Genomic DNA, 17,287 nt, shown 5'->3' on the forward strand with positions numbered 1-17,287 from the left:
AGCCTCGGCCACCAACGGGCGCTGTTAAGGCCACGAGGGCGTCCCCGCTAGGGGAGCCCGAGATTGGCCGGGCCCAAGCTCGAGCCCCTCTCAGATCCTCACATCAGCACCGAACACCAAAGTTCCGGGTGTCCAGAGGGCAGCGCCCTTGGGGCCCTCCCTGGCAGGGAGGGTTTGGGTGGGTGGAATCCCCCCCTACTTAACAAACCCCAGCAGCATCTCACGGATCAGCTTCGCAGCTACGATCTGGGTCTGCTCGGACGGATCATAGATGGGTGCCACTTCCACGAGATCGCAGCCGACAACGTTCACGCCGGAGTTTGCAATCAGATGCACGGCTTCCAGCAGCTCTTTCGATGTGATGCCGCCCGCCTCTGCCGTTCCGGTGCCCGGTGCGGCCGATGGATCCAGCACATCGATATCGATGGTCACGTAGACCGGACGGTTGCCCATGGAAGGCAAAGCTTCCTTAAGGGGCGCAGCCACCTCGAACGGGTAGAAGTTGATGTTCTCGCGTCCGTATTGGAACTCCTCACGGGAGCCGGAACGGATGCCGAACTGATAGATGTTCTTGCCGCCCATGATGCCTGCCGCCTTGCGGACCGGTGTGGAGTGGGACAACGGCTCTCCCTCATAATGCTCACGAAGGTCGGCATGCGCATCGATATGAATCAGAATGAGATCAGGGTACTTCTCGTACACCTTCTGAATGATCGGCCAAGATACGAGATGCTCCCCGCCGAGTCCGATCGGGAACTTCCCGTCATCCAGCAGTTTGCCTACATAGTCGCCAATCACTTCAAGGCTGCGGCCTGCGTTGCCGAAAGGCAGCATCAGGTCGCCTGCATCGAAATAGGTCATATCTTCAATGCTTTTATCCAAGTAAGGGCTGTATTCCTCCAGACCAACGGACGCCTGGCGAATACGGGCAGGACCAAAACGGGAGCCGGGACGGTAGCTAACCGTAAAATCCATCGGCATACCGTAAATAACGGCCTTGGACCCTTCATAATCCTCGGAGCTCAGAATAAACACGTTGCCGGAGTAACCTTGATCCAGTTTCATCAGTTTATACGGCCTCCTTATTTCACCAAGTCTTCAACGAATTTCGGCAGCACGAATGCGGCTTTGTGCAGACGAGGGGAATAGTATTTCGTATCCATCTCATCAATGGTGGACTCGTCCACTTCAAGCGGATCGTACGTTTTGCTGCCCATCGTAAAGGTCCACAGACCGCTCGGATAGGTTGGAATGTTCGCTCCATACACGCGCACGATCGGGAAGATTTCCTTCACGTCTCGGTTAACCTGCTGAATCAGGTCCGCCTTGAACCAAGGGTTGTCCGTTTGCGCTACGAAAATACCGTCTTCCTTCAGCGCCTCGTAGATTCCTTGATAGAATCCGCGCTCAAACAACGGAGCAGCCGGGCCCACAGGCTCTGTGGAATCTACCATAATAACGTCATATTCGTTCTTATGCTCAATAATGTGCATATATCCATCGTTAACCAGCACTTCAACCTTCGGATCGTCCAGCTTGCCGGCAATCTCGGGGAGGTACTGCTTCGAGTATTCAATGACTTTTCCATCGATTTCAACAAGTACAGCTTTCTCTACGCCCGGGTGCTTGATCACTTCGCGAATGACACCGCCGTCTCCGCCGCCGACAACAAGAACCTTCTTCGGATTTGGATGCGTGTTCAGTGCGGGGTGAGCGACCATCTCATGATAGACGAATTCGTCCTTGATCGTAGTCATGACCATGCCGTCCAGGACGAGCATGCGTCCAAATTCCTCGGTATCGATCATATCCAGTTGTTGAAACTCCGTCTTCTCATGTACAAACGTTTCCCGTATTTTCGCCGTAATGCCGAAAGTCGGCGTTTGTTTCTCCGTGTACCATAATTCCATCGTCTCTACCTTCTTTCCGCTAGAATAATGTTCAGCCGTCCAGATCCAAGCCGTAAAACTTTATTCGGGGCAGATGCCTTTTGCTTACAGTTTCACACTCTTTCTATTGTACCAAACAAATTAGATTATATTAAATCAAGCCCAAATTGCAACCAAAAGTTCCTGAGCATTAAAATCAAGACCATATCCTGGTCGTGTCACATGAATATCCTGCCCTTTCCAGTCCCATACTGTATAGAAAAGGAAGACGGCCAAGGAGAATGTAAACTCATCTTTTCAACCTTGGCATCCTCTGCTCTCAAACCTTACAAAAAGGACTGGAAGGAGACCCCCCATGCCGGGACCAAAAAAATCACCCAAGCGCAAACGTCGTTTCGTCCGGCTTGCTACATTTCTGTTTGTGCTCCTTGGCCTATCCATCATCGCCGGCGGCATTCTGCTCGCCTATTTATTTATAACGCCGCTGCCCGTCGCGGAAACATCCCGCTACTCGCGTCTGCTCGACAGTCAGGGAGATTTGATCGCCACCTTCTCTACTACGGGACACACATCCGAGCAGGTAAACCTGGCTGATATATCTCCCCTTCTGGTCCAGGCAACTTTGGCGGTAGAGGACCGGAAGTTCTACAATCATCCGGGGTTTGATGTTAAAGGCATGGCCCGGGCCGTCCTGGTGAACCTGCAGCATATGGATCGCAAACAGGGAGCAAGCACATTAACCCAACAGCTCGCACGAAACTTATACCTATCTCATGAGAAAACATGGACACGCAAACTCAAGGAGGCCAAATTCACCGCCCAGCTTGAGATGAAATATACCAAAGATGAGATACTCGAAATGTACCTGAACGAGATTTATTACGGCCACGGTGCTTATGGGATCGAGTCGGCGTCACAGCTGTACTTTGGCAAATCTGCAAAAAAACTGACCTTGGCCGAAAGCGCCCTGCTTGCCGGTATTCCAAAAGGGCCAACGTATTACTCACCCTACAATCATATGGACAATGCAGTCAAAAGACAGCATATCGTCCTGAACGCCATGGCGGAGACCGGATTTATTACGGAGACCGAAGCCGATAAAGCAGCCACAGCCAAGCTCGCCTTGCTGCCCCAGGACCGACAGGAGAACAAGGTGATTGCTTCCTACTTTCGCGACTACGTCCGCGGTCTTGTCACCAAGCAGCTCAACATGACGGAGAAGCAGCTCGAACAAGGCGGTCTTAACATTTATACGACCCTGGATCCTCAGGCACAAAAGGCTGCGGAAGAGGCCGTAGCGGAGGGCATGGACAGCAAGAGCGAGCTGGAGACGGCACTCGTATCCATCGACCCGCGGACCGGCCATATCAAAGCCATGGTTGGCGGCAAGAACTATCGCGAGAATCAATACAACCATGCGCTGGCTAAAACAAGGCAGCCTGGATCGGCTTTTAAGCCAATCATGTATTTAACCGCCATTGCATCCAAAGAGATGACAAGCACCAGCGTGTTTAACAGCCAGCCGACCCTATTTCATTATGATAACAATCGCAAAACCTACCAGCCCAGCAACTTTGGCGATAAGTATCTAGGGGAAATTCCGATGCGGGAAGCCATCGCCGCTTCGGACAATATATATGCTGTGAACACCATCATGCAGATTGGACCGGACAAAGTCGCTGACATGGCGAAAAAAATGGGCATCACAAGCCCGCTGGAGCCTGTCCCTTCCCTTGCTCTGGGCACCTCGCCTGTCAGCCCTTTGGAGATGGCCTCCGCCTACGCTGTCATGGCTAATAACGGCACTCGGGTCTCACCGGTCGCCGTACTGAGCATTACCGATGCGGCTGGTCGCAGCTTATATACAGCTCCGGAAGCTGCGGGGGAACAAATTGTTGAGCCCTCGGCAGCTTATGTGATGACACGCATGATGGAGGGCGTATTCGAGACCGGAGGAACGGGTAACCGCGTCTCTACTCTAATGAAGCGACCGGTCGCCGGGAAGACGGGTACAACCGACTCCGATGCCTGGCTTGTCGGGTATACCCCGGAGCTGTCTACCGCGGTATGGGTTGGATATGACAAGGGACGGGAAATCAGCAAAATTGACGGACGGCGGGCAGCCCCTATTTTTGCGCAGTATACGGAGACCGCACTGGAGAACGTGCCGCCCAAGATTTTTCCGATCCCGGATGACGTCATCAGCGCGTATATCGATCCGACGACAGGCAAGCTTGCAGGCTCTGATTGTCCCGATAAAATTCTGGAGGTATTCGTGAAGGGTACGGAGCCTACCGAATATTGTGGAGAGCACGGCAGTGGAGAGGCCCCGAAGAAAGCCAACCCTGCAGATGCTGCCGAGAAACAGGAGGAACGTTCCTGGTGGCAGGATTTTAAACGATGGTGGGTTGAGTAACACCAGAAACAACGCCATGCCCCAAAAAAACAGCAGGCTCTATCCCGGTAATCCCGAGAGAAAAGCCTGCTGTTTTTCATTTATTGCATATGTAAATACAACCCGTTAAAAGCCCGTGATATATCCGATCATGGAGTTGCCCAGTATGACGATCACGAGCATCACTGCGACATAAACCAGTAGAATCGCGTACAGTGGATCCAAACCGCCAACCATTCTTCTCTTATAGCTAGTCATGACCAATAGCGGTACGGTCATCAGGGTGCTAATGAAGGAAAGAAGGATGATCACTTTCGATATATCTCCATTCAGGAACAGGAACAGTAGGCTGACAACATAGAGCATAAGGAATAGTGTCAGCAAAGTGCCGAACCTGGCCATCACTTCCTTGAGCTTCACGGCCGGGTTAAACGACAGCTTGACCGCAGCGTAAGTAAAAACATTCAACAGGAACATAAATAATGCGATCCAAATGACAGGCTTAACGACAAGCTCGGCAAAGGCCCCCGCAGGCAAACCCTGCAGTTCATGGTGAAGCGTTGCATATATCGTGAGCGGAAGCAGCAGAACATACAGCAGCATGGATACCATCGCGTTTAAGAACTGACTGCTGTCTGTGGCGACAGCCGCGCTGAACGGATGTTTGATCCCCTTAAGAAAGTATTCCCCATAGAGCTGTCCATACAATTTCAAGCTGGTCCAATAAGGATTCGGTTCCTCTTCTGCCTCTTCCCCATGCTGCCGACCTGCCGTTTGAAATGGAATGTCGGGCGGGGTATACACCGGCAGTGCGGGCTCTCCTTGGTTCGTCTGAGGTCTATCCCCTTTGCTGCTTACGCTTGTTCTATTGATGCTGTATACTTCCGATGCCGCCGCTTGCTCTTTCATGGCAGCAAAAACGGGTGACTCCTCGATAATCAGTCTTGCCCCACACTTCTTGCAATACTTCCCCTCTCCCGTTTCATATCGACATATTGGACAAGTCATACTCCTGCCTCCCCTGTTTATACACATCCGCAAATAGAAGGATAGGTATTCGATTATGTACACATTCGAGTCGAAACGATGGCCTAGCCCGCTTAAGATGTGATGAGTTTATGTAGCGCTGGGCCGCAGGTTAACTTCTTGTGTGAATTTACATCTTTTTGCTAATAGTATAAGTTGGCCTGTAATGAAATGGAAGGATTTTCTGAAAAGAGGCGATGCACCCTAACTGCTGCAATTGGTTCATACTATAGAGCTTGCAGATTTATTCTTAGACTGTGAAGCACTCGTGAACAATCAAACATTCGTTTGAATATAGTGTGGAAATCGGGTATATTATGATTAACAATCAAATAAACGTTTGAATATATAAAGTAAAGAGCACTTATTGCTCCTCATTCAAGGAGGTTGTATTTTATGAATGCCCGAACCATGAACGAAGAAGTCTCTCTTGAGCTGTGCGAAATAGAATGTCCTTCCACTGAAAGGGTTGCCTTGTTAAAAGACACGATCTCTGACGATGACATGAGCGGCATGGCGGAGATCTTCAAGGCCTTGGCAGACCCCACACGAGTTAAAGTGGCCTATATGCTGGATCGAGGTGGCGAGCTATGTGTCTGCGATGTGGCTGAGGTGCTTGGAAGCTCTACGGCAACAGCCTCCCATCATCTGCGCACGCTGAAGAACAAAGATATCGCCAAGTCCCGCAAAGCCGGGAAAAATGTATACTATTCCCTTAAAGACGATCATATCCGGACATTGCTTCATATGACGCTGGAGCATCAGAAGGAGAAGATGTAGATGAGCGCGAACCATCCTCAGCTTTCCAAATCATCTCCTGGCGCAAGTAACAGCCCACTTATTGAATATCGGGTTCAAGGCCTCTCTTGTCCCAACTGCACACGTGAGATGCAGGAAGAGATCCAGAAGCTGGACCACGGGGACAACGCCCGCCTGAGTTACAACAGCGGGAAGCTGATCCTCTCCCCCCATGTGGATCTATACCAGGTAGAGACGATTCTGAAAAGTGACGGCGCCCGTATCGTTCATGCCCCCCTGTCAGCCTCTTCGGATGCTGATGCGGACACTCATGACCCTTCATCCCATCAGCATCAACCGTCACATGGGCATGACCACGGTCATGCTCATGAGCAAAGTCATGGCGGCGATGGAAAAATGAAGTGGCTGCTAACCATCTCGGCTGTTTTTTATCTGCTGACCTTTATATTGGAAGGTAACGTTGCCGAGCCGGTTGTAATCGCATTGTATGCAGGTGCCATGATTCTGAGCGGATATACAACGTTCTTGCGCGGGCTGCGCAACCTGACCCGCTTCAAATTCAATATGGACACCCTGATGACCGTTGCACTCATTGGTGCTGTCATTATTGGGGAATGGCGGGAAGCCACGCTGGTTGCCATTCTGTTCGGCCTCAACGAGCTGCTGGAAGGCTACGGCATGAATCGGGCCCGGCAATCGATGGAGGCGCTGCTGGCCGCGGCACCGAAGGAAGCCGAGCTGTGGAAAGACCGTCAGGCCAAGCTGGTACCGATCACAAGCCTCTCTCCAGGTGATGTGGTCCGGGTAAGACCAGGCGAGAAAATTCCTTCCGACGGTGCCATATCCCAAGGAACCGGCGCTGTCAACGAGGCTGCCATTACGGGAGAATCCGTGCCTGTAACGAAACGGGAAGGCGATGCTGTCTACGGTGGCAGTGTAAGCACCGATGGTGTGCTTTACATCGCGATTTCGAAGGCCTACGAGGATTCTTCCCTTGCCAAGATCATGCATCTGGTACAGGAAGCGCAGGACAGCAAGACACCAACAGAGCTTTTTATTGATAAATTCGCTAAATATTATACGCCTGCCATCATGTTGATTGCGTTGGCCGTGACGCTGATTCCACCCTTATTGCTGAATCAGCCCTGGATGACCTGGATCTACCAGGGTCTGTCCATTCTGATCGTGGGATGTCCTTGTTCACTCGTGCTTTCCTCACCCATTGCACTTGTCAGCGGTATGACCCGTGCAGCACGCAACGGTATCCTGATCAAAGGCGGGGTCCATCTTGAGCAGCTTGGTCGGCTGGAAGCCATCGCTTTTGACAAGACAGGAACGCTGACCAAGGGTGAGCCGGCGGTCTATGCGGAAACGGTATACGATGAGAATAAATTCTATGGTGTTATCGGCGCACTGGAGCAGTCCTCTCTCCATCCGCTAGCCAAGGCCGTCATGAAACATCTGGAGATCAAGCAGCCGCAGTGCATGTTTAATGAACCTCAGCAGATTACAGTTTTGCCGGGCGAAGGGATTCGGGCTGAAATCGGCGGCAACTTATTCTGGGTTGGCAGCGAGGACGTGCTGAGACATGTTCAGGGACAGCAAGAACATATCCGCGCCGTGGAGGAAGACATCCGCCGATTGAAGAGCCAAGGCTACACCATCGTTGCAGCCGTAAGCGAGGAGCGCGTATTAGGTCAATTCGGACTCGCCGATGAGATCAGGCCGGAGACTGCGACTGTCGTTCGCAAGCTTCACGAGGCCGGTATCACCGATACGGTCATGCTGACAGGCGACCATGAGCAGTCCGCACAGACCATTGCGAAGCAGTCCGGGGTTACCCGTGTATTCGCAAGCCTGCTGCCGGAAGAAAAGGTTGCCAAGGTCAGGGAGCTTTCTTCCCGTAAAAAAACCGGCATGGTCGGTGATGGCATTAACGATGCCCCTGCGCTGGCGGCGGCCGATCTTGGCATCGCGATGGGCAAAGGAACCGACAGTGCCATTGAAACCGCCGACGTGGTGCTGATGCAGGATCACCTTGGGAAGCTGCCCGGGGCCATCAAAACGGCTAGACGGGTTAATCAGATTATTAAGTGGAATATCGGGCTCTCCCTGTCGCTGAAAGCCATCGCACTGCTGCTCACGATCCCGGGATGGCTGACACTTTGGATTGCGATTATCTCGGACATGGGAGCAACCATTATCGTTACCTTGCTGGGTCTCACCATCCTGCTGGGCAAGGATAAGGAGTTAAAGTCAGGATATTAATAATACCGGAGCTGTATCCCTTGTGGAGCAGCTCCGGTTTTTTTCTATCTCTCATTTTTTACATGAACTCGTGATTTAGAGAAACATTTTCCATTAGCCAGACGTTTAAATAGATGGGAGTGATAACCACCAAGGAGGAATTTCATGAAAACCGTTCAATTCATTAAATTAGCAGGCACCGCATCCTTAGCACTTTCATTAATGTTCACGTCTTCATCCCTCATAACCGTACCTGCCCATGCAGCAGAAGCCTCAACATCACAGAGCAAAGCCTGGGGCGCTCTGGATGTGAAGCATAAACCATATACAAATAAGGGCGTATTGTTTATACCGCTGAAGGAAGTTTCTGAACAGTTGCATCTGCAGCTTACGATTCCAGGGAAAAACGAGCTGTATATCAACAGTCCGAAACAATCTGTTCGCATTACAGTTGGACAGTCACGCGCAGTCAATGCCAAGGGCACCGTTCTGAAGCTTGAAGCTGCACCAGTGATAAAAAAAGGTGTGACCTACGTTCCAGCCAGTCTCATTACCAAGGGTTTCAGCATTCCCCTCAAGTATGACAGTAAATCCGGGCTAACGACGACCTTTGGCTCACAGGGAGGCTATGCCTATACTGCTGTTGGCAATGTCCTGTTCTGGGTCAACCGCGATTATGGGACACTGTTGATGGGTAAAGCCGGAACCACGCCTGTCCAAGTCGGCCGTTTACCGGTTGAGAATCTGGAACTTCTGAGCATAAGCGCACATCGAATCAACAGCAGCACCTACGTTGCCGATATTACGAACGATTACGGCGAGCCGCATATTCATCAAGAGAGATACCGTGTGCTTATTCAAGACAACAAAATTCTCAAGGATTCCAAAACCAGCCACTCCAATTTTGCCGGGATCAATTACAGCAGAGACCAACTCAGCTACAAAGGCAACATCGCGATGATGAATGGCAGTACGCTGGAGCTGGTACATCCAACGGGTAAAACGGTCAAGACCTACAATCTCGCTGAGCTTACAGGCGTGGATGACCAATTTATAATCGAGGCCATTGAGGGAGACTTCCTGCTCGTCCGTCCGTATAAACAAGCTACACTGTACGTCGTACATCCTGCCGGCAGCACAGCGAAGCTGATCTATCCTGAACTTCTGGATGCCGATAGCAAGGACATGATTGAAGAGTATCCATCCAATGAAGTCGGCTATTATGGTGACGGGCTGACTTATAAAGGATATGCCAATGGTAAGCTGAGTTTCGATTTCAAAAACCCTTTCTTGGGGAAAACCGCGAAGCACACCTACACACTGCCTTTTTAAAAAAACAGAAAACCGGCAGGATTCGTTATGAATCCTGCCGGTTCTTTATTATGTCAGGCTTATCATATAACTTGCCGATTTCATGATTCCGTTGTCTGAAGAGCATCCTTGAACTCGTCCGGTGAAGCATTCCACCACTCTTCGTTGCGTGAGATCAACAGTTCACGCAGCGCCTTCTTCTCTACATCACCCAGGCCATCCAGATTGATTTTGCGTTTCATGGCCGCATCCATTTTATTGACATGATCCGCGAGGATCTTCCAGCCTCGGCGGGCCTCATGGTCTATCCACATCTCGCAGGCAGTCATGCCTGCATAATGCTGACCTTCCACAGTACGGTCTACAGCCACCCACACGATCCACACCTGGCGTCCATTGGGAACGTCATCGCGATTCATGCTGAAACGAATTCCCTTCTCCACCTTGCTCTTGGCATGCATCGCTCCAATATCCACTCGAGCCTCACCATTGTCGATGATGACAGGAGACAAACTATTCAGATCGATGGAGCCTGATCCAAACCCCTTATGCTTACTCTTGCTATTAATAATATTCAAAGCAATCTGCTTCTTGGCACCCTGCTTCTGATCTTCATTCTCCACTGCTGCCGACCTCCTATATTCAGAGCCGATCCTTACGTGACGGCTGCTAAATTTGTTAACCATGTCCCAATAATTTTATTTTAACTAATAATCCCCCAAAAGCAAACATATACATGCACTAGATGCTTGTCAACGGGAGGTTGTTCGATATGGTCCCACCACGTGCCAAAGTCTTTCTATCATCCTTGCTCGCCCTTGGATTGCTTGCAGGATCGATGCCGATATTTCTGAATCCAGGGTCCTCAGCGTCCGCCCTTGCCCCAAATGCGGGCAAGCCCTCGGTCTCCGCCGTGGAGAAGTCCCCTCTCTCGCCGCCTAAGGTGCAGCCTGATGTTCCCGCTCCGGCGCTGAGCGACCGTTTAGTGGAATATCACATGGATGTTCGGTACGAGCCTGAAGAGAACAAGCTTAAGGGCAAACAGACACTCACTTGGACCCATCCAGGCAAAAAAAGCGTAAACGAGCTGTACTTTCATTTGTATCCCAATGCATTTTCATCCAACGAAACAACGTTCATGAAGGAATCGGGCGGCAGATTGCGTTCTGATCCTATGCCTGATGACGGATACGGCTCCATGACCATTACCAGCGTGAAAACAACCGAAGGCCTGGCCTTGACGCATCGCCTTCAATTCGTTCAACCGGATGACGGCAATATCAAGGATCACAGCCTTGTCAAACTAAGATTGCCAAAACCCATAAAAAGTGGGGAAAGCATCACCATCCATATGGAGTTTGAAGTCGAGCTTCCCAAAATATTTGCGCGCATGGGCACCACCGAGAATTTTATTATGGCTGGCCAATGGTTCCCTAAAATTTCAGTCTATGAGCCGGCAGGTCTTCGTGGAAGAACGGATGAGGGATGGAACCTCCATCAATATCACGGCAACTCCGAGTTCTATTCCAACTTCGGCATCTACAGCGTTCGAATCCGGGTTCCCGAAAATTATATTGTTGCCGCTACCGGATTCCCGACGAAGCCCGCACAGAAGACGAATGGCGAGAAGGTTTATCAATTCTATGCGGACGATGTCCATGATTTTGCCTGGTCAGCATCACCGAACTTTGTCACGGCAGAAGAAGCCTTCTCTGCGCCAGGTGTACCGGGTGTCCGCATCAAGCTGTATCTCGATCCTGTGCATAAAGACTTAAAGGACCGATACTTCGATGCTGCCAAATCCGCACTTGCTTCATTTGGTAAATGGTATGGATCCTATCCATACTCCACGTTGTCCATCGTGGTGCCGCCTGAATCGGGCAACGGTGCCGGCGGCATGGAGTATCCGACGCTGGTAACTGCCTTCGGTGCCAGAAATGATTCACCGGGGTATGAGCTGGAACGAACCGTCATCCATGAGATCGCCCATCAATATTTTTACGGGATTATTGCGAATAACGAGTTTGAGGAAGCCTGGCTGGACGAGGCCTTTGCGACCTATGCTGAAGAGAGAGTGATGGAGAAGGAATACGGCATTACCTCCAACACCGCAGCTCAAGGAGCGTCGATTACCTCACCTGCACCGCTGAAAATGGATTCCTGGAAATACAGCTCCCACGAAAACTATGCACTGAACGTTTACACGAGAGGCAAACTTGTACTGCAAGGCATAGAACGGCAGGTCGGTCCACGGATGATGGAGAAGATTCTGAACACCTATGCCCAGAAATACCGTTTCAAGCACCCCACCACGTCCGACTTCCAGAAGGTCGTTGAACAAGTAAGCAAAACCTCCTGGCAGTCTTATTTTGACCAGTATGTATATGGAAACCAAATGGCGGACGTCGCAATCGATCTGATCAAAACCAAAAATAAAGGGACGCAGGACAATCCAGAGTATGAATCTACGGTCAAGATTACAAGCAAAGACGGAGATGTTACCGATGTCCCGATCATATTTGCGTTCGAGGACGGCAAGACCGTGGAGCGAACCTGGAGTGGCAAGGACGGTAAAGTCACTTACACTCTGGACTACACCTCGCCGCTATCCTGGGCGATGGTTGACCCGAAATACTCCATGGTTCTTGAGAACAAACACATCAATAATTATATGAAGGCAGGAATGGATCCGAAAGTGGTGACACGCTGGAATCTCAGCATTACCAAACTCGTGGAGACGCTGTTCGGTAGCCTGTCATGGTGAGGGGTGAGCACATGAAAACTTATGCAGGCCAAGGGTGGACCAGTGTTAAAGACCAATTATACGTCTCTATTCTGCTCTTCTTATACCGTTTGCTGTGGGGATATTGCCTGTACCGACTTGTAAAATCAGCCGTCGTTCCCCTTCTGATGCGGTATCCAGACTCTGCACCTAACGAACTGAGCCGGCTATTGTTCTTCTACGAGGGAGAGATGAGCCTGACGTTAAGCAATACGGTCCATACCTACGGATGGCTTCTGGCTGGATTGCTGCTCATCCGGATGGTGCTCACCCCGCTCATACGGGCAGGCATCTTCTATAACCTCCACCAGGAAGCCCAAGGTGAACGCGGCTTGTTCTTCTTCACGGGAATGCAGAAGCTGTGGAAACCCGTGACGATATTCTATCTGATCGAGTTGATCCTCACCTTTGCTCCCGGCTACTGGATTGTGCCCAAAATTCTCCCGATCCTGCTCAACGGCATCCAGGAGCCCGCTCTGCTGCTCCACGCGCTGCCCTATGCGGCAGGCTGGTTCCTGTACGCCTATCTGATTCGGATATCCCTGCTCTATATGCAGTTTGGCCGTATCGGTGATTCCGGTATGATCAGCTCTATTCTAACTCTCTTCAACAATCTGGGCACGGCAGTCCTCCTGTCCATAACCGTGGGCGGTGCCGCCGTTGTTATACTTCTGCTCCTTAGCTCTGCCTCACTCATCTGGGCAGGACTAATCGGTTTAATTATTCAGCAAGCCTCCTATTTTCTAAATGGACTTTTCCAAATTTGGGTAATTTCCTCCCAGTATCATCTGTGGAAATCATCATCCTCACAGCACTCCTAGAAGTTACATTTCGTTACAATAGTATGATCGACAGGCTCGCGAATAAACTGTAACCGGAAGCGACATGGATCTTAATCCCTGCCATTTTTACAGAAAATAGGATTTCATTTATCCTCCATATCACAAATTTCAGAGCGCGAAATTACAAAAAAACCCGTTCCAGCATGACTGGGACAGGTTTTTTTGTTTAAATATACACTTTCCTCGTTTGCCAAAATGTTAATACTCTGCTAAAATAACGAATATGTTAGTAACAACTTTGTCATCTTTACTGTAACTTTTGCTGGAACTATGTTATTTCGTTAATCATGTTGGAACGTCAGACGTCAATGAATGGGTTCATCAACATTTTAAGGAGCCGAATTCCCATATCGATTGGGAAGCGGGGGATCCGTTTTGGGTGAATTGATCTCGCAAGAGAGGGATCATAGGGGACCTTCAACCGAACCCTTAAGCTAACCTCGCAGGCATTGGAAGGAGCATTTCGTTTTGAAAAAGAAGTTAACGGCCGTTTCTCTCGGCCTAGCCCTCGCGCTCACATTAGGGACCGGAAGCGCTTTCGCCGATTCCAAATTAAATACCGCAATCAAACCAGCCATTGGTGTATCTTATAAAACAGGTGGAACCACAACAAATGGTTTTGACTGCTCCGGCTTCACCACCTATGTTTACAAGAAGCTTGGTCTCAGCCTGCCACGAACATCTACCGCTCAATACAAGGTAGGTACGGCAGTATCCAAGAGCAATTTGAAAGCTGGCGATCTCGTGTTCTTTAACACATCCGGTAAAGGTGTATCTCATGTGGGTATTTATGTTGGGGGTGGAAAGTTCGCTCATTCCTCATCTTCTCGCGGTGTCATTGTCAGTCCGCTAAGCCAAAGCTATTACGCACAGCGCTATGTGGGCGCTAAGCGAGTGATGAGTCAAAGCACGTACAAATCTGTAGCTGTAAACTACAACTAATTGGAACTTTATTGATTTATCCTTATAAGAGAGCCCTGGAGTTTTGAGATTGTGCCGATCTCACCCAGCGGCTTTTTTCTTTTGTTCACTGTGTATACCTCTATAACGTTTGGGACAACGAAAAAGTTCCCGCTTTTCAAAAAAAATATAAATTTTATTAATCCAGAAACAACTTCATCAGCATTATTGGCAGCCCTTCATAAAGATCCTTACCTTTTATATACCCTTCCCGGCCTTCATTAAACGCAATATTGGAAAATAATTGATTATACCTGACACTTCGACAGCTGATGCTATTGAATAATAGCGAAAGTCATCAAGAAATAATTGCCAAGCTTGTTTGCTGTCTGATAGAATGGGTACAGTAACAACTTTGTCATTAATGTAAGTGCTTTAATACATAGATTACGATTGCCGAATTCCCATGGATATGGGAAGCGGGGGAACCATTTACGGGTGAATTGATCTTGCTGTCAAGGGATCATAGGGGACCTTCAACCGAACCCTCAAGCTAACCTCGCAGGCAGCGGAAGGAGCTCTTCATGCTGAAGAAGACGTTATCAGCGGCAGCCCTGAGTATTACGTTACTGTTCACTTCAGGCATTGGCAGCGTGTTTGCCGATAGTGCGCTGGACCAGGAAATTGATAAGGTATTGGGTACAAGATATAGTTATGGAGGTACAACCACGAGCGGATTTGACTGCTCCGGTTTTACCATGTATGTGTATGCCAAACTCGGCCTGAAGCTCCCGCATCAATCCGGCTCTCAATTCGATATGGGGACAAGCATAACCCGCAAAGATCTGCGGGCTGGCGATTTGGTGTTCTTCAACACAACGGGGAGCGGTATATCCCATGTTGGCATTTATGTAGGCGATGGCAAGTTTGCCCATGCCTCGTCGAATCGAGGTGTCGTCATCAACCGACTTGCTGAGGATTACTATGATCAGCGTTACGTCGGTGCCAAACGCATCATGAGTGATGATAAGTATGAACAATCGGCCGATACATCATCCTAGATGATAGAGGCTGACGATCCAGTGCACAGACCTACTGCCCGTTAAAGGAGAGCCCGCCTCTCTTTGACGGGCTTTTTCATGCAGCTCGCTCCCTTATATAAAGGGTACATGGATAATATACGAATGGAGGAAACTACCAATGGATGTTACCCCTATTTCATTTCGCGCCGTCATCATGCGTGAGGAACACGCTGAAGAAATATGCACCTGGTCCTATCCCCCTCCTTACGATATCTATGGCTTCCTTCCTTGGGAGCAGATGAAAGGGCTCGAGGTGGAATTTGGCGATCCGATCATACGCCAGCAGCAATATATCTCGATTCTGGATGACCAGGATTCTCTGTGGGGGTTTGCCCAGCTGTTTCCCATACACGAAGTGACACGGATCGGGCTTGGCATGCGGCCTGATTGGTGCGGGCGTGGAATGGGTAAACGATTTATGCAGACCATAACGCAGGAGGCCAGGCGCAGGAGGCCTACGGATGAGATTGATCTGGAAGTAATGACCTGGAATGAGCGTGCGATCCGTGCTTATGAAGGGGCGGGATTTCGCATCACCGATACGTATGAGCGGCTTACTCCGCAGGGAAAAGGCATTTTCCACTGTATGGTGTATGAGCCTCCAGCAAATGAGGAATAGTAAGCTTGTCTATATGAAAAAGCACAAATTTGTGTATTTTTTATGAAGCCTCTTTGGATCGTTGCTTTTTTTGTCACAACTGGCTATGCTGTCTAGGGATGTTGGTTTATAATGGAGACAAGTGCAAAAGTGCAGTATACATAGAAGGGACGATATGACGATGCAAAAATGGATCATGAGCGGATTGTTCTTCGTCGCATGTGCGTTGGCTATCGCGCTGATGTTTACGCTCCCAGGTAAGGAACAGGTAGCTCAGGAAGAGAAGCCAACCATGCCGGAAGTGACTCTCGATGCTGCCGCAGCGGAAGCCACACTGAAAGCAAGCTGCATTAGCTGTCACGGTGACCAGCTTCAAGGCGGCGCTGGACCAGCTCTGAATCAGGTAGGCGGACATATGGATGCGGATGCCATCTTCAACGTTGTAACCAAAGGTCGTAAAGGAATGCCTTCCTTTAAAGATCAGCTGAAGCCTGAAGAAATCGCAAACATCGCGCTGTACCTTGCTGAGAAAAAATAAAATCAGCTTACACGCAAAACACGCTTGATATCCGGAGAACCTACCGGTGCAAGCGTGTTTTTACATTAATTGGGGCCTATGGCGATTCTAACATCCTCATTGTCTCCCGCTTCTATTACTCCGCCTTGCTGTCCTTGGAACGACTCTTCTCGTAGGCCTCGTTAAATTGCTGCGCTTCCTTAATATCCACAGCCGTAATGCCGCCGTCATCCCATGAAGTAAGACGCAACGTAACAACTTTATAATCTATGGTGATGTAGGGGTGATGTCCGAAAGCTTCCGAAATAGCTGCCACTTCATCAACAAAAGCGATTCCCTTCATGAAGGAGGAAAAGGTATACTTTCGTACAATCCATCTCCCTTGCTCAAACTCCCAACCCTCAAGCTTTTCCAGATGAGCCTCTACTTCTTGCTGCGTATAAAGCATCTTTTATCTTCCTCCCCGAAAAAAACCTATCGTAAAGCAGACTGACACATTGTATTGGCATTCTGTCATCTATTCTATTCTGCCCAGTATCTGTTCATAACTGACGTGATTATACAAGAGCTACAAAGGCCAGTTCTTCTTCACCAATCAAAATATGTATTCGATGGTTGGTCTGGTCATGCATGACAACGCCGCTGCCCACGCTAATAACCGGTTCGGTACCCAAAGCGTAGAACAGATCCTCTGCCAGCGCCTCATGAACCTCCGTTTTCTCGGCCTCGCCCAGATTGTTCCATTCCTCCGCTTCCATTTCAAAGAAGACATAGCTGTCGGAAATTCTCCCAACTGCTTCCGTTAATTCTGCCAGAATTTCGCCGTAATCTCTTCCGTGCTTAACGCCCATCTCGATCACTCCTTTCCTTGCCGTACTTAGCCTCGTTTCCCTTCCTTCCATTATACCGGAAATTACAACTAAAAAAAAAAGCCCGACC

16 protein-coding genes and 2 riboswitches are annotated in these 17,287 nt (G+C 49.6%); of the genes, 10 read left to right on the forward strand and 6 right to left on the reverse strand.

Annotated features, from left to right (window positions below; all coding sequences use genetic code 11):
- Positions 1-195: 195 nt before the first annotated feature.
- Positions 196-1,065 (reverse strand): agmatinase, encoded by an 870-nt coding sequence (gene speB / locus WDY75_RS30155; RefSeq protein ID WP_006207488.1) that lies wholly within the window; start codon positions 1,063-1,065, stop codon positions 196-198.
- A gap of 17 nt (positions 1,066-1,082) precedes the next feature.
- Positions 1,083-1,910 (reverse strand): polyamine aminopropyltransferase, encoded by an 828-nt coding sequence (gene speE, locus WDY75_RS30160; RefSeq protein WP_036642913.1) that lies wholly within the window; start codon positions 1,908-1,910, stop codon positions 1,083-1,085.
- A gap of 334 nt (positions 1,911-2,244) precedes the next feature.
- Here speE and WDY75_RS30165 point away from each other — a divergent pair, with 334 nt between their 5' ends.
- The gene (locus WDY75_RS30165; RefSeq protein WP_063478243.1) at positions 2,245-4,305 is read left to right on the forward strand and encodes a transglycosylase domain-containing protein; all 2,061 of its coding nucleotides are present in this window, start codon (positions 2,245-2,247) and stop codon (positions 4,303-4,305) included.
- A 105-nt stretch (positions 4,306-4,410) separates the two neighbouring features.
- Here the strand turns inward: WDY75_RS30165 and WDY75_RS30170 are convergent, their stop codons facing one another.
- On the reverse strand, positions 4,411-5,292 hold the full coding sequence (locus tag WDY75_RS30170; RefSeq protein WP_036642910.1) for a hypothetical protein: 882 nt from the start codon (positions 5,290-5,292) through the stop codon (positions 4,411-4,413).
- Between the two features lie 414 nt (positions 5,293-5,706).
- Here WDY75_RS30170 and WDY75_RS30175 point away from each other — a divergent pair, with 414 nt between their 5' ends.
- The 3 genes from WDY75_RS30175 to WDY75_RS30185 all read left to right on the forward strand — a co-directional run bounded on the left by WDY75_RS30175 (position 5,707) and on the right by WDY75_RS30185 (position 9,648).
- Entirely contained in the window at positions 5,707-6,090 is a 384-nt protein-coding gene (locus WDY75_RS30175) for an ArsR/SmtB family transcription factor (RefSeq protein ID WP_006207484.1), read from the forward strand.
- Entirely contained in the window at positions 6,091-8,337 is a 2,247-nt protein-coding gene (locus WDY75_RS30180) for a heavy metal translocating P-type ATPase (protein ID WP_063478242.1), read from the forward strand.
- Between the two features lie 144 nt (positions 8,338-8,481).
- Positions 8,482-9,648: a copper amine oxidase N-terminal domain-containing protein gene (locus tag WDY75_RS30185; RefSeq protein WP_063478241.1), complete on the forward strand. Its 1,167-nt coding sequence runs from the start codon at positions 8,482-8,484 to the stop codon at positions 9,646-9,648.
- A gap of 80 nt (positions 9,649-9,728) precedes the next feature.
- Here the strand turns inward: WDY75_RS30185 and WDY75_RS30190 are convergent, their stop codons facing one another.
- Positions 9,729-10,250, reverse strand: coding sequence for a YwhD family protein (locus WDY75_RS30190; protein ID WP_036642903.1), 522 nt, complete (start codon positions 10,248-10,250; stop codon positions 9,729-9,731).
- 149 nt (positions 10,251-10,399) lie between these two features.
- On the opposite strand from WDY75_RS30190, the gene WDY75_RS30195 reads away from it, so the two are divergent.
- From WDY75_RS30195 to WDY75_RS30220, 6 genes are all read left to right on the forward strand, one after another.
- The gene (locus WDY75_RS30195) at positions 10,400-12,391 is read left to right on the forward strand and encodes a M1 family metallopeptidase (protein ID WP_063478240.1); all 1,992 of its coding nucleotides are present in this window, start codon (positions 10,400-10,402) and stop codon (positions 12,389-12,391) included.
- Positions 12,392-12,402: 11 nt separating this feature from the next.
- Positions 12,403-13,230 (forward strand): hypothetical protein, encoded by an 828-nt coding sequence (locus WDY75_RS30200; protein WP_063478239.1) that lies wholly within the window; start codon positions 12,403-12,405, stop codon positions 13,228-13,230.
- 346 nt (positions 13,231-13,576) lie between these two features.
- A riboswitch (cyclic di-AMP (ydaO/yuaA leader) is annotated at positions 13,577-13,715 on the forward strand.
- Positions 13,716-13,719: 4 nt separating this feature from the next.
- Positions 13,720-14,193 (forward strand): C40 family peptidase, encoded by a 474-nt coding sequence (locus WDY75_RS30205; protein WP_006207479.1) that lies wholly within the window; start codon positions 13,720-13,722, stop codon positions 14,191-14,193.
- A 402-nt stretch (positions 14,194-14,595) separates the two neighbouring features.
- Positions 14,596-14,734, forward strand: a riboswitch (cyclic di-AMP (ydaO/yuaA leader).
- 4 nt (positions 14,735-14,738) lie between these two features.
- A complete protein-coding gene (locus WDY75_RS30210) occupies positions 14,739-15,212 on the forward strand; it encodes a C40 family peptidase (RefSeq protein WP_036642931.1) in 474 nt (157 codons plus the stop codon).
- A gap of 139 nt (positions 15,213-15,351) precedes the next feature.
- Positions 15,352-15,852: a GNAT family N-acetyltransferase gene (locus tag WDY75_RS30215; RefSeq protein ID WP_063478238.1), complete on the forward strand. Its 501-nt coding sequence runs from the start codon at positions 15,352-15,354 to the stop codon at positions 15,850-15,852.
- Positions 15,853-16,012: 160 nt separating this feature from the next.
- A complete protein-coding gene (locus tag WDY75_RS30220) occupies positions 16,013-16,369 on the forward strand; it encodes a c-type cytochrome (protein ID WP_006207476.1) in 357 nt (118 codons plus the stop codon).
- A 115-nt stretch (positions 16,370-16,484) separates the two neighbouring features.
- Here the strand turns inward: WDY75_RS30220 and WDY75_RS30225 are convergent, their stop codons facing one another.
- Together WDY75_RS30225 and WDY75_RS30230 are read right to left on the reverse strand one after the other, a co-directional pair.
- A complete protein-coding gene (locus tag WDY75_RS30225; protein WP_006207475.1) occupies positions 16,485-16,796 on the reverse strand; it encodes a 4a-hydroxytetrahydrobiopterin dehydratase in 312 nt (103 codons plus the stop codon).
- Between the two features lie 109 nt (positions 16,797-16,905).
- Positions 16,906-17,199, reverse strand: coding sequence for a hypothetical protein (locus tag WDY75_RS30230; RefSeq protein WP_006207474.1), 294 nt, complete (start codon positions 17,197-17,199; stop codon positions 16,906-16,908).
- Positions 17,200-17,287: the final 88 nt, after the last annotated feature.

The organism is Paenibacillus glucanolyticus (assembly GCF_037333485.1).
Lineage (GTDB): Bacteria > Bacillota > Bacilli > Paenibacillales > Paenibacillaceae > Paenibacillus_AQ > Paenibacillus_AQ glucanolyticus.

Coding starts and splice junctions, on each gene's coding strand:
- WDY75_RS30230 (WP_006207474.1), bottom strand. CDS start 17,199: ATGGGCGTTAAGCACGGAAGAGATTACGGCGAAATTCTGGCAGAATTA.
- WDY75_RS30195 (WP_063478240.1), top strand. CDS start 10,400: ATGGTCCCACCACGTGCCAAAGTCTTTCTATCATCCTTGCTCGCCCTT.
- WDY75_RS30200 (WP_063478239.1), top strand. CDS start 12,403: ATGAAAACTTATGCAGGCCAAGGGTGGACCAGTGTTAAAGACCAATTA.
- speE (WP_036642913.1), bottom strand. CDS start 1,910: ATGGAATTATGGTACACGGAGAAACAAACGCCGACTTTCGGCATTACG.
- WDY75_RS30215 (WP_063478238.1), top strand. CDS start 15,352: ATGGATGTTACCCCTATTTCATTTCGCGCCGTCATCATGCGTGAGGAA.
- WDY75_RS30175 (WP_006207484.1), top strand. CDS start 5,707: ATGAATGCCCGAACCATGAACGAAGAAGTCTCTCTTGAGCTGTGCGAA.
- WDY75_RS30180 (WP_063478242.1), top strand. CDS start 6,091: ATGAGCGCGAACCATCCTCAGCTTTCCAAATCATCTCCTGGCGCAAGT.
- speB (WP_006207488.1), bottom strand. CDS start 1,065: ATGAAACTGGATCAAGGTTACTCCGGCAACGTGTTTATTCTGAGCTCC.
- WDY75_RS30165 (WP_063478243.1), top strand. CDS start 2,245: ATGCCGGGACCAAAAAAATCACCCAAGCGCAAACGTCGTTTCGTCCGG.
- WDY75_RS30225 (WP_006207475.1), bottom strand. CDS start 16,796: ATGCTTTATACGCAGCAAGAAGTAGAGGCTCATCTGGAAAAGCTTGAG.
- WDY75_RS30185 (WP_063478241.1), top strand. CDS start 8,482: ATGAAAACCGTTCAATTCATTAAATTAGCAGGCACCGCATCCTTAGCA.
- WDY75_RS30170 (WP_036642910.1), bottom strand. CDS start 5,292: ATGACTTGTCCAATATGTCGATATGAAACGGGAGAGGGGAAGTATTGC.
- WDY75_RS30220 (WP_006207476.1), top strand. CDS start 16,013: ATGCAAAAATGGATCATGAGCGGATTGTTCTTCGTCGCATGTGCGTTG.